Genomic DNA, 13815 nt, shown 5'->3' on the forward strand with positions numbered 1-13815 from the left:
GTAACGTTGACTAAATGCACATCCCGTGCAACCGCGCGACTATTGTTTTAAGTAGATATAATCTCACAATACAAGGCGAGTCTTCACAAAAATTATAGGAGGTGCATCATGAGCACATATGCAATCATTAAAACTGGTGGCAAACAAGTTAAAGTTGAAGTTGATCAAGCGATTTACATTGAAAAACTTGACGTTGAAGCAGGAGCAGAAGTTACTTTTGACGAAGTTGTTCTTGTTGGTGGCGAAAAAACAGTTGTTGGAACACCATTAGTATCTGGCGCAACAGTTGTTGGAACTGTTGAAAAACAAGGTAAACAAAAGAAAGTTGTTACTTTCAAATATAAACCTAAAAAAGGTAGTCACCGTAAACAAGGTCACCGCCAACCATATACAAAGGTTATCATTAAAGCCATCAACGCTTAAAAAGGAATAACACATGATTAAAGCAACCATATCAAAATTATCTAATGGCGATCCTGTTAACATTAAAATAATGGGCCACGCTGCCAGTGGAGAATATGGCCACGATGTCATGTGTGCAGCTGTATCTACTCTATCAGTTAATTTGATTAATTCTTTAGAGCATTTAGCAGCTTATATTCCAAAGTATCGTATTAATGATATTACGGGTGGTGAGATGATTATTGATTTTTCAAATCTTGACACCACACCTAATAAAGAAATCATTCAACTTTTATTTGAATCATTTCTACTTGGGATGACAAAACTTTCTGAGGACTCCCCAGAATATGTCAAAACAAGCGTCATGACAAACTAACAAAAGAGAGGAAATAACATTATGTTAAAAATGAATCTTGCTAACTTGCAACTTTTCGCCCACAAAAAAGGTGGAGGATCTACTTCAAACGGACGTGATTCTCAATCTAAACGTTTAGGAGCTAAAGCAGCTGACGGACAAACTGTTACTGGCGGCTCAATTCTTTACCGTCAACGTGGAACACACATCTATCCAGGTGTTAACGTTGGACGTGGTGGAGATGACACACTTTTTGCTAAAGTTGAAGGTGTTGTTCGCTTCGAACGTAAAGGACGTGACAAAAAACAAGTTTCTGTCTATCCAATTGCAAAATAATAAGACACTAATAAAAACTTTCTCTGTTTTTAGAGAAAGTTTTTTCTTTACTTAAAACTTGACATTTTTTCAATAGTTATCTTATGGTATAATAATGTCAGATATTTTTAAAAGACTGTCAAAGAAAGGTTTTAAAAGACCAAATGAAGAAAATACATTTTATTAGTATAGGTATTGTTCTAATTATTTTAGACCAATTGAGTAAGTTATGGATTGTTTCTAATATTTCTCTTGGTGAGGTTAAAGCATTTTTACCTGGTGTATTTAGTTTAACTTATTTAAGAAATTACGGGGCTGCTTTTTCAATCCTTCAAAATCAGCAATGGTTTTTCTTCGTGATAACCATCGCTTTTCTTGGGGCTGCTACTCGCTTTTTTATTAAGTCAAAAGATCATCAAATCATCACTCGAATAGGACTCTTATTAATTCTATCAGGCGGTATTGGTAATTTTATTGACCGTTTGCGTTTAGGATATGTTGTTGATATGATTCAGTTGGATTTTATGGATTTTGCCATATTTAACGTTGCTGATTCTTATTTAACTGTCGGTGTCCTTGTTCTTGTTTTAGCATTATGGAAAGAAAATTAAAATGAAATTAATCATCAAAGAAGCAGGTCATCGTCTAGATAAGGTACTTGCTGATTATACTGAATTGTCACGTGCACAAGCCAATGAAGAAATTAAAAAGGGTATTGTTACCGTTAATGATAAAAAGGTTAAGCCAAAATACGCTGTCAAGATCGGTGATGTGGTCACTTACGAAATTCCCAAAGAGATTGTTTTAGAATATGTGGCAGAAGATATTCCTATCCAAATTATTTATGAAGATGACGATGTAGCAGTAGTCAATAAGCCTCAAGGAATGGTTGTTCATCCTTCTCATGGTCACCCATCAAAAACACTTGTTAATGCTTTATTGTTTCATATTAAAAATTTATCAAGCATTAATGGTGTCATTAGACCTGGCATTGTTCACCGGATTGACAAAGATACTTCTGGATTATTAATGATAGCTAAAAATGATAATGCCCATCAATTACTAGCACAAGAATTAAAAGACAAGAAGTCCTATCGCCATTATCTGGCCATTGTTCATGGTAATCTTCCTAACGATCGTGGTGTTATTGAGGCACCTATTGCAAGAAGTGACAAAGATCGTAAAAAACAAGCAGTCAAAACAGGTGGTAAACCTGCACTGACAAGATTTGAAGTTTTAGAGAGATTTGGGGATTATACTTTAGTGTCCTTGACGTTAGAAACAGGGAGAACTCATCAAATTAGAGTTCATATGGCTTATATTGGTCATCCTATTGCTGGAGATCCTTTATATGGACCAAGAAAAACACTAAATGGTCATGGACAATTTTTACATGCTAAAACCATCGGTTTTACTCATCCAAAAACCAAAAAAACAATGACATTTTCTGTTGAACCACCTGAAATTTTCCAAAAGACCTTACAACAGCTAAGAGATTTAAATAATTAGAATCATTCAACACATTTATGTTTTCTTATAAAAAAATAAAAAAAGACTTGTTAAAAGTTAGATAATGTGATATTCTTTTATAAAAATAAGATCCTTTAAAATTGTCCCGTGAGGCAATCAAGGTGAGCATAAAAAAAGCATAGGTCCCCTTATGCTTAGATTTTTTCTGTGGTCTCCTTGAAAAAGGAGACTTTTTTAATAGAAAAAAGGAGACAAAGGGTGAAAAGCAAAAAAATTGTTGATGATATCACGATGCAACGAGCCATCACGCGAATAACTTATGAAATCATTGAACGCAATAAAATCCTTGACAACATTGTTTTAGCAGGGATAAAAACACGTGGTGTTTATATTGCACAAAGGATACAAGAGAAATTAAATCAGTTAGAAGGTATTTCTCTCCCTGTAGGTGAAATTGATACCAAAGCTTTTAGAGATGATATCAAGGTGGAAGAAGATACTACAAAAATTCCAATTGACGTCACTGATAAAGATGTTATTTTAGTTGATGATGTTCTCTACACTGGTCGCACCATTCGTGCTGCGATTGATAACTTAGTTAGTTTAGGACGTCCTGCTAGAATTGCTTTGGCCGTTCTTGTTGATCGTGGCCATAGGGAATTGCCTATTCGAGCAGACTATGTTGGTAAAAATATCCCAACCAGTTCAACAGAAGAAATTATTGTTAAAATGTCTGAAGTTGATAATGAAGATGCAATTATTCTAAATGACCCAAGTTAAAAAGGAGATAATAAATAATGGAAGAAATGAGATACGACGTTCATGATATGCCAAAACCAAGTTTACTTGTAGGTTTATCTTTTCAACATCTTTTTGCGATGTTTGGAGCAACGGTACTGGTACCCATACTTGTTGGTATTGATCCTGCGGTTGCACTCTTTTCAAGTGGTCTTGGGACCTTGGCTCACTTGTCTGTAACGAAATATAAAATTCCAGCCTACATGGGATCAAGTTTTGCCTATATTGGCGCCATGCAAACTCTTCTAAAAACAGATGGGATTGGAGCAGTCGCACAAGGGGCAATTACTGGTGGTCTAGTTTATTTTGCTGTGGCCCTTATCGTTCGAAAATTAGGAAATGACTGGATTGACAAAATCTTACCGCCTGTTGTTGTTGGTCCAATCGTTATGGTTATTGGACTTAGCCTAGCTTCTGTTGCGGTTAATGACGTCATGTTAAAAGATGGGTCATATAACGTTAGCTATGTTGTTATTGGCTTGTTTACTTTATTTGCTGTTATTCTCTTTAATATCTTTGGGAAAGGTATTATAGGTGTCATTCCAATTTTGTTAGGACTTATTTCAGGCTATTTATTTTCGCTTTTATTTGGTTTGGTAACAGGTCAAGAAATTGTCAGCTTTACTGAAGTGCAAACTGCTAACTGGTTTAGTTTACCAGCCTTTAATATACCATTTTTAACCTATAGCTTAAAATTTTATCCTAGTGCCATTTTAACGATGGCACCAATCGCTTTTGTCACAATGACTGAACACTTCGGTCATGTCATGGTTTTAAACAGTTTAACTGGAAGAGATTATTTTAAAGATCCAGGTCTTGATAAAACCCTAGCTGGTGATGGTCTCGCTCAAGTTCTTGCAGGATTATTTGGAGCACCGCCAGTAACGTCTTATGGTGAAAATATTGGTGTCATGGCCCTTAATAAAATCTATTCTGTTTATGTGATTGCAGGAGCAGCAGTATTTGCCATTCTTCTCAGTTTTATCGGTAAAATTTCTGCTTTAATTCATTCTATCCCAACTCCAGTTGTTGGAGGCATTTCATTAGCTCTTTTTGGTGTTATCGGTGCTAGTGGTCTTAAGATATTGATTGAGTCAAAAGTAGATTTAGATAATAAAAAAAATCTTTTTATCACAAGTGTTATTCTTATTTCAGGTATTGGTGGTCTGATTATTCAAACACCTTGGCTTCACATCCCAGGTGTTGCAGTCTCAACCATTTTTGGAATTTTACTTTATCAAATCCTACCAGAAAATGATTAATTAGTTTAGCATACGATTAAGTATAAAAAAACTTCCTAGATGATACTGTTATTTTAACAATCGTCATCTAAGAAGTTTTTTATTATTGTTGATTTGGTTTTGGATAGACAAATGTTAGAGCATCGATAAATAAAAAGACAGCGACTGTTACTAAAATAGCAGAAACAACTGAACTAACATTTAATGGTGAATTCCATAAGAAATGAAGAAAAATTGGTAAGAAAGCCCAAGTCAATATTTTCTTTTTGGGTATTTCTTGTGACTTTGTTACTAATAGAAAAATGCCCAAACATAAAACGGAGGTGTAAAGATAATGTGACGACAGAGCTCCAGAAACTCTTGAGAGAGCCGTACCAATTGTGTAGTCAATCTGTTCAGAAGCATCTGTTAAAATATAGGCAAAATCCTCAACTATTTGAAAACCAAAGCCAACTGTTAGACCAGTCATAAAAACTGTTTCTTTTTTAAAAGCTTTGAAAAAGAAAAGAATTGCAAAAGCCATTAAAGCTTTGATAGCTTCTTCGACAAAAGGTGCTGTTAGGGCTGCTTCCCAGTCTTGTAGAAAGACACTATTAAAACCAAATGTCTGCAATATTGAATAGGCAAGTCCATTTCCAATACTAGAAAGCCATCCAGTGATTAGTCCTCCTGAAATGATAGAAACAATTAGGAGTTTATTAGGAATATTTAATTGTTTTTTTAAAAACCTTATGGCTAGGGATATTGGTATAATATAAATAGCTAGCAAGAGAGTGCTAAAAAGAATAATGATTTGATTGATTGCTGAACCATCATAGCCTATTAGAGGGAATAATTCAAAATCAATTCCATAGACGATTAAAAAAAGCCAGATAGAAGCTGCTATTTTTTGTTTATTAGTTAAAATTGGCATTTGTTTTCTCCTTAATAGATTAAGATACAGTTTAGCAATATCTTAGTTTTTTGTCAATGTGACTAAAGATAATTAACGTATAAATTTTTTTACTATTTTTATCAATTTATGTTTGACTTTTATTTTTAAAAAAAGTATACTTGTATTAAATAAACAATACAAAGGAGACGGATATGTCAAGAAAAAGTAAAGGCGGGTCTAAAAAAAAGAAAGTTCTTTTTATCTTATTGCCAATTTTAGTTTTAGTAGTCACTCTAGTAGCTTATTTTTGGAGTAATTCTCAAAATTCTGTAGCTGACAATAATGAAAAGCCTCCTTATACACTAGCAGAAGTTACCGAGGGTTCAATTGCTTCAAGTACCTTGTTGTCAGGAACTGTGAAAGCTCTTAATGAACAATATGTTTATTATGATCCTTCTAAAGGTGAGGTTGCTTCCTTTGATGTTGCAGTAGGTAACACCGTTGAGCCTGGACAAAAATTATTGCAATATGACACTACAGAAGCTCAAGCACAATATGATCAAGCTGTTAGAGCCTTAAATAAAGTTGGTCGTCAAATTGAAGAAGTCAGAACTGGTGCAGCTAGTGCTCAAGCTCTTGAGGGAGAAGAAGGTGCTGTTTCTGGAAAATCTGTAGACAGTCAGCTCAATGACTTATATGATGCTTATGCAGATGCTCAAGCAGTTGTTAACAAAGCACAAGAAGCTCTTAATCAAACAATTATTATCAGTGACGTTAGTGGGACAGTGGTTGAAGTGAATACGTCAGTTAATCCTTCAAAACAAGGTGGACAAGTTCTAATTCATATCGTTAGTGAAGGACAATTACAAGTTGAGGGTAATTTAACTGAATATGATTTAGCCAATATTAAAGTTGATCAAGATGTTAAAATCACATCAAAAGTTTATCCAGATCAATCATTTACCGGTAAGATTAATTATGTTTCAAACTATCCAACAGAAACTGCTAGTGGAGTTGGTGAACAATCTTCAAATTCTTCAACTTATCCATTTAAAGTTAATTTCACTAGCAATGCAGATAGTTTAAAACAAGGCTTCAAGGTAAGTATTGAAGTTGTTAATAATGAGAAAAATAAACTTGTTCCTGTGACTGCTATTGTTACTGAAAAAGATAAAAACTATGTTTGGGTTTATGATAAAGACACGAGCAAAATTTCAAAGGTTGAGGTAACCATTGGAAAGGCGGATGCCATTTATCAAGAAGTTACTGGTGGTATAGAGGTTGGTCAAGTGGTTGTTGACTTCCCTTGGGACGATTTTAAAGATGGTCAAACCATTGATGGTGACATCGCTGTACCATATGATGATGAAGTAGAGGAAAAGCCAAGTGAGTAAAGAAAATACCCTTATTAAATTACATAAGATTATCAAGAGTTACCATAATGGTGATGAAGAGTTACAAGTCTTAAAGGGCATTGATTTAACTGTTGAAAAAGGTGATTTTTTAGCCATTATGGGTCCATCAGGCTCAGGAAAATCGACATTGATGAATATGATTGGTTTACTTGATAGACCAACATCAGGTGAGTATGAATTAAATGGCCAATATGTTGATGATTTATCAGAGAAAAAATTAGCAGAAGTTAGAAATAGAGAATTAGGTTTTGTATTTCAACAATTCTTTTTGCTATCAAAATTAGATGCTGTTCAAAACGTTGAACTCCCTCTTATCTATGCTGGTGTTTCTTCAACAAAACGTAGAAAAATGGCTGAAGAACTCCTTGAAAAAGTTGAATTGTCAGATAGAAGAGGCCACTTACCATCTGAACTTTCGGGTGGTCAAAAACAAAGAGTTGCTATAGCCCGTGCACTTGTTAATAACCCATCTTTGATTTTAGCAGATGAGCCAACTGGTGCTTTAGACACAAAAACAGGTCAACAAATCATGGACTTATTGACTACCTTAAATAATGAAGGTAAGACAATCATCATGGTTACTCATGAACCTGAAATTGCGGCTTATGCCAAGCATACCATTGTTCTTCGAGATGGTGAAATTGTTGAAGAATGGACTAAACAAGAAGAAGTGAAGGAGGAGTAATTTATGGAACATTGGAGATTTGCTCTGACTTCCATTTTGAGCCATAAAATGAGGTCTCTTTTGACCATGCTTGGTATTATTATCGGTGTAACATCAGTTGTTATTATCATGGCACTTGGTGAAGGGATGAAACAACAAGTCACTAGTATTTTTACATCTGAACAACAAGATATTCAGTTATACTATGAACCAGATTCGCTTGATGGATTAAAAGAAAATTTTGAAGACTACAAACCCCCTCAAATAAAAGAGGAGTGGTTACAACAAATAGTTGCTGAAACAGAAGGAATCGATAATTATTATGTTACCAACATGACAACCGAAACTATCGATTTTAAATCAAAAAAAGCTGAAAGTATTAATGTGACAGGTGTCAATCAAACTTATTTCGACGTGAAAGAATTGGAAATTGTAGCAGGTCGCTCATTTCAAATGATTGATTTTCAAAAATTTTCTCGTATTATAATGATTGATACTAAACTAGCAGAAAAACTTTTTGATAGTCCAGAAGATGCTCTAAACCAAGTGGTTTCTGTGGGTGATAAGGCTTATTTGGTTGTTGGTATTTACAAAGAACAAGTTGATGAATCTGGGATGGTTATGGGTATTCCAACTGATGGAGCTGCTATTATGGCTAATACTCAATTATCTGCTGAATTTAATGTAGAAGATATTTCAATGATTTATATCCATGTTGATAATGTTCAAAATGCTTCGATTCTAGGTGAAGAAGCTGGGCTAAAATTAACCAACTTATCGGGTGCACAAAATGGTTTTTATAAAACCTATAACTTAGAAGAAGTCTTAAATGATATAAATGAAGCTTTTGGCGTTATGACAACAGTTATTGGCTCAATTGCTGGTATCTCGCTATTGGTTGGTGGTATTGGTGTCATGAATATCATGCTAGTTTCTGTTACAGAAAGAACAAGAGAAATTGGTCTTAGAAAAGCTTTAGGAGCAACTAGAGGAAATATTTTAACCCAGTTTTTAATTGAGTCTATGGTATTAACCATGCTTGGTGGTTTGATTGGTTTAGTCATTGCATATTTAGCAACAGCCATTATTGACCAATCATTGCCTGATATGCATCCTAGTGTTTCTTTAACGGTAGCTATTGGTAGTATTCTCTTTTCTGCATTTATCGGTATTATTTTTGGTATTCTTCCAGCAAATAAAGCGAGTAAGCTAGATCCGATTGAGGCTTTAAGATATGAGTAAGCTAACTAGAAGGCAAGAAAAATATGAAAAATTAAAAAAGTTTTTCCATGTTTTAGGAATCATTTCTATTATTTTATCAATTGGACTTGTTATTTATCTAGTTAAAGGACTGGATATTTTAAACAATCCAGATGCCTTAGCACAAATGATAAAAGAGCACCTTTTTTGGGGATCAATTTTATTTTTCATTATACAAATTGTTCAAGTTATTATCCCCATTATTCCTGGAGGTGTGACAACGGTTGTCGGCTTTATTGCTTTCGGACCAATTGTTGGCTTTATTCTCAACTACATTGGTATTATCATCGGTAGTATTATTTTATTTACGATTACTAGAACCTATGGTCGAAAATTTATCTTATTATTCACCAAGGAAAAGCAATTGAATTACTACGAAGAAAAATTATCTAGCCCAACTTATGAATACTTTTTTATCTTAAATATGCTATCTCCAGTATCGCCTGCTGATGTACTTGTTATGGTAACCGGACTAACCAAGATGAGTTATCGTAAATTTATAACTATTATTTTAATTACTAAACCATTCTCTATTGTTGCATACAGTTACTTTTGGATTTATGGTGGTCATTTATTTAAAGATTTTTTCTAAAATTTTAAAGGTGTCAAGATTTTTTCTTGACACCTATTTTTTTTATGTTATAATAAGTGAAGAATATTTGTTATAATATTAAAAACAATAAAGAAAAGAGAGAAAAAATGGCAGTTAAAATTCGCTTAACTCGTATGGGTTCAAGAAAAAAACCTTTTTACCGTATCAACGTTGCAGACTCACGTGCACCACGTGACGGACGTTTTATTGAGACAGTTGGAACTTATAATCCACTTTTAGCAGAAAACCAAGTAACACTTAAAGAAGAGCGTGTTCTTGATTGGTTATCTAAAGGTGCACAACCTTCTGATACTGTTCGTAGCATTTTCTCAAAAGCTGGAATTATGAAAAAATTCCACGATTCTAAATTTACGAAGTAAGGCCTATGGATACAATAGAAAATCTTATTATTACAATTGTGAAACCTCTTATTTCACATCCAGAAAATTTCTCAATCAAAATTGAAGATACTCCTGAATTTTTGGAGTACCATCTTGATTTAGATGCAAATGATGTTGGTCGCATTATAGGCAGAAAAGGGCGTACAATTACAGCAATAAGATCAATTGTCTATTCCGTCCCAACACAAGGTAAAAAAGTTAGAATTGTTATCGATGAAAAGTAGTAGCTTGTCTACTGCTTTTTATTGTGATTAATTAAGTTATTATTATAATATTATCATATCAGTAGTTAATCTTGTTTATTATAATCGAAAATGATAGAATGAATAAAACAAGATAATTGGAGTTGCTATGAATTATTTTAACGTTGGTAAAATTGTAAACACTCAAGGTCTAAAAGGTGAAGTACGTGTTTTGAGTGTGACAGACTTTGTCTCTGAAAGATATAGAGTTGGAAGCCAGTTGGCACTTTTTGACAAAAATAATCAATTTGTGAGAAATCTTGAAGTGGCAAGCCATCGTCAACATAAGAACTTTGATATTCTTAGATTTAAAGGACTATATCATATTAATGAGGTTGAAAAATTTAAAGATTTTTATTTAAAAATAGCTGAAGAGTTATTAACACCTCTTGAATCTGATGAATTTTATTATCATGAAATTATTGGGTTATCAGTTTATGAAAACAATCAATTAATTGGTGTGATTAAAGAAATTTTACAACCTGGTGCTAATGATGTTTGGGTGGTTCAAAGAAAAGGAAAAAAAGACTTATTGCTACCTTACATTCCTTCTGTTATTTTATCAGTTAATCTTCCAGATAAAAGAGTAGATGTTGACATTTTGGAAGGACTAGACGATGAAGATTGATATTTTGACTTTATTTCCTGAGATGTTTGCCCCTTTGGAACATTCAATAGTTGGTAAAGCTCAAGAAAAAGGTTTACTTACTATTGATTATCATAATTTTAGAGATAATGCCGAAAAAGCTAGACATGTTGATGATGAACCCTATGGTGGTGGTCAAGGTATGCTTCTTAGAGCTCAGCCTATTTTTGATGCTATGGACACTATCGATACTGATAATGCACGTGTTATTTTATTAGATCCTTCTGGTCAAAAAATGTCACAATCTTATGCTGAGGAATTAGCCAAAGAAGAAAAGCTGGTTTTTATTTGTGGTCACTATGAAGGATACGATGAGCGCATCAAGAAATTAGTAACAGATGAAATTTCTCTAGGAGATTTTGTTTTAACAGGTGGCGAATTAGCAGCAATGACAATTATTGATGCGACTGTCCGTTTGATTCCTGATGTGATTGGTAAAGAAGCTAGTCATCAAGAAGATAGTTTTTCTTCAGGTTTATTAGAATATCCACAATACACTCGTCCTTATGATTTTAGAGGGATGACAGTTCCTGATGTTTTAATGAGTGGTCACCATGAAAATATTAGAAAGTGGCGTTTAAAAGAAAGTCTAAGAAAAACTTATCAGAGACGTCCTGATTTATTGAAGAATTATTCATTATCGGAAGAAGAAAAACTGTTGCTAAAAGAAATTAAAGAAGAATCACATTCATCTGACTAAATTAATTAAATAATAACTATTAAATACATTTGATGGAGAAATAATGATAATAAAAGAAAATGCATATGATATTACAATTGTTGGTGGAGGTCCAGTAGGTCTTTTCACGGCATTTTATGCTGGCCTACGTGGTGTTCGTGTTAAACTCATTGAAAGTTTATCAGAATTAGGTGGTCAGCCTGCTATTTTATACCCTGAGAAAAATATTTTTGATATTCCAGCCTATCCTACTATTCAAGGTAAGGAATTGGTGAATAACCTTATCAAACAGCTAGATTTAGTATCAGACAAAGTTACAGTCTGTTTAAAAGAGGAAGTACAATCTTTTGAAAAAGTAGATGATGTTTTTATCATCAAAACGTCAAAAGCTACTCATCATTCAAAAACAATTATTTTTGCTTGTGGCAATGGTGCTTTTTCACCAAGAAAATTAGGATTAGCTCACGAAGAAAACTACGAGCAAACAAACCTTTATTATCACGTCAAATCGCTTAATCAATTTAAAAATAGAAATATTGTTATTTGTGGTGGTGGGGACTCAGCAGTAGACTGGGCTTTAGAATTAGAAAAAATAGCAGAGAGTGTTACTCTTGTTCATCGTCGTGATCAATTTCGTGCTCATGAACATAGTGTTGAGCTTTTGAAAAAATCAACTGTTAAGCTTTTAACGCCTTTTATTCCTGTTTCCTTTGAAGCTAAAGAAGGTAATATCAGTCAACTCAATATTCAAAAAGTTAAAGATGATCAAATACTTGGACTACCATTAGATGATTTAATCGTTAGTTTTGGGTTTACAACGTCAAATAAAAATCTTAAAAATTGGCCTATTGATAGTCAAAGGACAAGCATCAAGGTTTCTTCGACTTTTGAATCTACTTTAGAAGGTGTTTTTGCCGTTGGTGATGCAGCAACCTATGACGGTAAACTTTCACTTATTGCTACTGGTTTTGGTGAAGCCCCCTTAGCCGTTAGTCAAGCTATTAAACTTATTTACCCAGATAGAGACAATCGCGTGGTTCACTCGACTAGTCTAATCAACGATTAATTGATTTGATTAACCAATCTACAATATTAGGTAATAACTTTAAGAACTACTTTTATTATGCTATAATAAGTAGTAATTGTTAGTAAGGAGAAAAAGATGGAAATTGTTCGTCAAAAAGAATTCGTGAACCAATATCACTATGATGCTCGCAATATAGAGTGGGAAAAAGAAAATGGGACACCTGAAACAGCAGTCGAAGTAAAGTTTAAGCTAGTTGAAAAAAATATGGAGAAGACACAAACTACTATTGTTTCAACACTTCAATTTATTATCGTTCAAGAAGAATTTGTTATTAGTGGGATGATTTCACAGTTAAACTTGGTTAAAGACCGCATTATTAATCAACCAAATGAATTTTCACAAGAAGAGGCTAAAGAGTTGGCTTCTCCACTACTTGACATTCTTAAAAGATTAACTTATGAAGTATCAGAGATTGCTCTTGATAGAGCTGGTTTGAATTTGGAGTTTTAATCAATGAAATTAGCTGTTATCACAGACTCATCTGCTAATTTAGCTGAAAGTCTTAAGAAGAAAGATAATGTATTTGTCTTAGATATACCCGTTATTATTGATAATGAAACTTTTATAGAAGGTAAGAATTTAAAGATTGATGAGTTCTATGAAAAATTAGAAACTGCTAAAGACTTTCCAACGACCAGTCAACCAAGCCTTTCTGATTTGGATGATGTGTTGGCTTATCTTTCAAAAGAAAATTATACTCATGTCATTGGTCTGTTTTTATCAAGTGGAATTTCTGGTTTTTATCAAAACATTCACTACTTAGTCGATGAATATAATCATTTAACGATTCGTTTTCCTGATACTAAAACATCTAGTTTTCCTCTGAGAATGCTTGTTGAAAACACCATTTCCTCTTATGAAGCTGGTCAACCATTTTCAGTTATTGAAGCTGATTTATTACAACAAATTCCTGAGACAGGTGCTTATGTTGTTGTTGATGATTTAAATCATCTTGTAAAAGGTGGACGCTTATCAAATGGTTCTGCTTTAATTGGTAATCTTTTAAGTATTAAACCAATTATATATTTTAATAATGGAATTTTAGAGCTTTACGAGAGAGTTAGAACTGAGAAAAAAGCACACAATCGACTCATTGAAATTTTAAATGAAGCCACTTCAAATGATCATTTTGATGTTTCCATTGTGCATGCAGATGCTATAGAAAAGGCTGAAAAATTAAAAGAATTACTTTTAAATTCTGATTTTTCTGGTGAAGTGTCAATTACTACTTTTAGTAGCGTCATTGCTGCTCATTTAGGAAAAGGTGCTGTTGCTATTGCATTTTCTCCTGTTTCTAAGTATAAGTAAAAGAATTATTACTAATAATCTTTTTATTGTAACGCATTTATTTAGTCATTAAAAGTTAGTTGGGAA

19 protein-coding genes and 1 other annotated feature are annotated in these 13815 nt (G+C 33.4%); of the genes, 18 read left to right on the top strand and 1 reads right to left on the bottom strand.

Features of this window, described 5'->3' with window-relative positions; all coding sequences use genetic code 11:
• The first annotated feature begins 19 nt into the window (after nt 1-19).
• Nucleotides 20-93 (top strand) — a sequence feature (ribosomal protein L21 leader region).
• A gap of 15 nt (nt 94-108) precedes the next feature.
• The 7 genes from rplU (at nt 109) to JHK64_RS01790 (ending at nt 4602) form a co-directional block, all read left to right on the top strand.
• Nucleotides 109-423: a 50S ribosomal protein L21 gene (rplU, locus tag JHK64_RS01760; RefSeq protein ID WP_199567288.1), complete on the top strand. Its 315-nt coding sequence runs from the start codon at nt 109-111 to the stop codon at nt 421-423.
• Between the two features lie 13 nt (nt 424-436).
• Complete coding sequence (locus JHK64_RS01765) at nt 437-778, top strand: ribosomal-processing cysteine protease Prp (RefSeq protein ID WP_199567289.1); 342 nt, start codon at nt 437-439, stop codon at nt 776-778.
• 21 nt (nt 779-799) lie between these two features.
• Complete coding sequence (gene rpmA / locus JHK64_RS01770) at nt 800-1093, top strand: 50S ribosomal protein L27 (RefSeq protein WP_018369751.1); 294 nt, start codon at nt 800-802, stop codon at nt 1091-1093.
• A gap of 143 nt (nt 1094-1236) precedes the next feature.
• Nucleotides 1237-1683: a signal peptidase II gene (lspA, locus tag JHK64_RS01775; protein ID WP_199567290.1), complete on the top strand. Its 447-nt coding sequence runs from the start codon at nt 1237-1239 to the stop codon at nt 1681-1683.
• A gap of 1 nt (nt 1684) precedes the next feature.
• Nucleotides 1685-2581, top strand: a complete 897-nt coding sequence (locus JHK64_RS01780) for an RluA family pseudouridine synthase (RefSeq protein WP_199567291.1) — start codon at nt 1685-1687, stop codon at nt 2579-2581.
• A 219-nt stretch (nt 2582-2800) separates the two neighbouring features.
• Complete coding sequence (gene pyrR / locus JHK64_RS01785; RefSeq protein WP_199567292.1) at nt 2801-3322, top strand: bifunctional pyr operon transcriptional regulator/uracil phosphoribosyltransferase PyrR; 522 nt, start codon at nt 2801-2803, stop codon at nt 3320-3322.
• A 17-nt stretch (nt 3323-3339) separates the two neighbouring features.
• Nucleotides 3340-4602: a uracil-xanthine permease family protein gene (locus JHK64_RS01790; RefSeq protein WP_199567293.1), complete on the top strand. Its 1263-nt coding sequence runs from the start codon at nt 3340-3342 to the stop codon at nt 4600-4602.
• A gap of 82 nt (nt 4603-4684) precedes the next feature.
• Here JHK64_RS01790 and JHK64_RS01795 read toward each other — a convergent pair whose 3' ends face one another.
• A complete protein-coding gene (locus JHK64_RS01795; RefSeq protein ID WP_199567294.1) occupies nt 4685-5494 on the bottom strand; it encodes a PrsW family intramembrane metalloprotease in 810 nt (269 codons plus the stop codon).
• 173 nt (nt 5495-5667) lie between these two features.
• Between JHK64_RS01795 and JHK64_RS01800 the strand changes: the two genes are divergently transcribed.
• The 11 genes from JHK64_RS01800 to JHK64_RS01850 all read left to right on the top strand — a co-directional run bounded on the left by JHK64_RS01800 (nt 5668) and on the right by JHK64_RS01850 (nt 13749).
• Nucleotides 5668-6849 carry an efflux RND transporter periplasmic adaptor subunit gene (locus JHK64_RS01800; protein WP_199567295.1) on the top strand — a complete coding sequence of 394 codons (1182 nt, stop codon included), beginning with the start codon at nt 5668-5670 and terminating at the stop codon, nt 6847-6849.
• Entirely contained in the window at nt 6842-7555 is a 714-nt protein-coding gene (locus JHK64_RS01805) for an ABC transporter ATP-binding protein (RefSeq protein ID WP_199567296.1), read from the top strand. The genes JHK64_RS01800 and JHK64_RS01805 overlap by 8 nt, the downstream gene beginning before the upstream one ends.
• A 3-nt stretch (nt 7556-7558) precedes the next feature.
• Entirely contained in the window at nt 7559-8776 is a 1218-nt protein-coding gene (locus JHK64_RS01810) for an ABC transporter permease (protein WP_199567297.1), read from the top strand.
• A complete protein-coding gene (locus JHK64_RS01815; RefSeq protein ID WP_199567298.1) occupies nt 8769-9386 on the top strand; it encodes a VTT domain-containing protein in 618 nt (205 codons plus the stop codon). Before JHK64_RS01810 ends, JHK64_RS01815 begins: the two co-directional genes overlap by 8 nt.
• 107 nt (nt 9387-9493) lie before the next feature.
• Nucleotides 9494-9766, top strand: coding sequence for a 30S ribosomal protein S16 (gene rpsP / locus JHK64_RS01820; protein ID WP_199567299.1), 273 nt, complete (start codon nt 9494-9496; stop codon nt 9764-9766).
• A 5-nt stretch (nt 9767-9771) separates the two neighbouring features.
• Nucleotides 9772-10011, top strand: a complete 240-nt coding sequence (locus JHK64_RS01825; protein ID WP_199567300.1) for a KH domain-containing protein — start codon at nt 9772-9774, stop codon at nt 10009-10011.
• A gap of 127 nt (nt 10012-10138) precedes the next feature.
• Complete coding sequence (gene rimM, locus JHK64_RS01830; protein WP_199567301.1) at nt 10139-10657, top strand: ribosome maturation factor RimM; 519 nt, start codon at nt 10139-10141, stop codon at nt 10655-10657.
• Complete coding sequence (trmD, locus tag JHK64_RS01835; protein ID WP_199567302.1) at nt 10647-11375, top strand: tRNA (guanosine(37)-N1)-methyltransferase TrmD; 729 nt, start codon at nt 10647-10649, stop codon at nt 11373-11375. The genes rimM and trmD overlap by 11 nt, the downstream gene beginning before the upstream one ends.
• Nucleotides 11376-11424: 49 nt before the next feature.
• Complete coding sequence (locus JHK64_RS01840) at nt 11425-12420, top strand: FAD-dependent oxidoreductase (RefSeq protein WP_199567483.1); 996 nt, start codon at nt 11425-11427, stop codon at nt 12418-12420.
• A 96-nt stretch (nt 12421-12516) separates the two neighbouring features.
• Nucleotides 12517-12891, top strand: a complete 375-nt coding sequence (locus JHK64_RS01845; protein ID WP_199567303.1) for a DUF1149 family protein — start codon at nt 12517-12519, stop codon at nt 12889-12891.
• A gap of 3 nt (nt 12892-12894) precedes the next feature.
• The gene (locus tag JHK64_RS01850) at nt 12895-13749 is read left to right on the top strand and encodes a DegV family protein (RefSeq protein WP_199567304.1); all 855 of its coding nucleotides are present in this window, start codon (nt 12895-12897) and stop codon (nt 13747-13749) included.
• Nucleotides 13750-13815 lie beyond the last annotated feature (66 nt).

Source organism: Streptococcus zalophi (assembly GCF_016481285.1).
GTDB classification, from domain to species: domain Bacteria; phylum Bacillota; class Bacilli; order Lactobacillales; family Streptococcaceae; genus Streptococcus; species Streptococcus zalophi.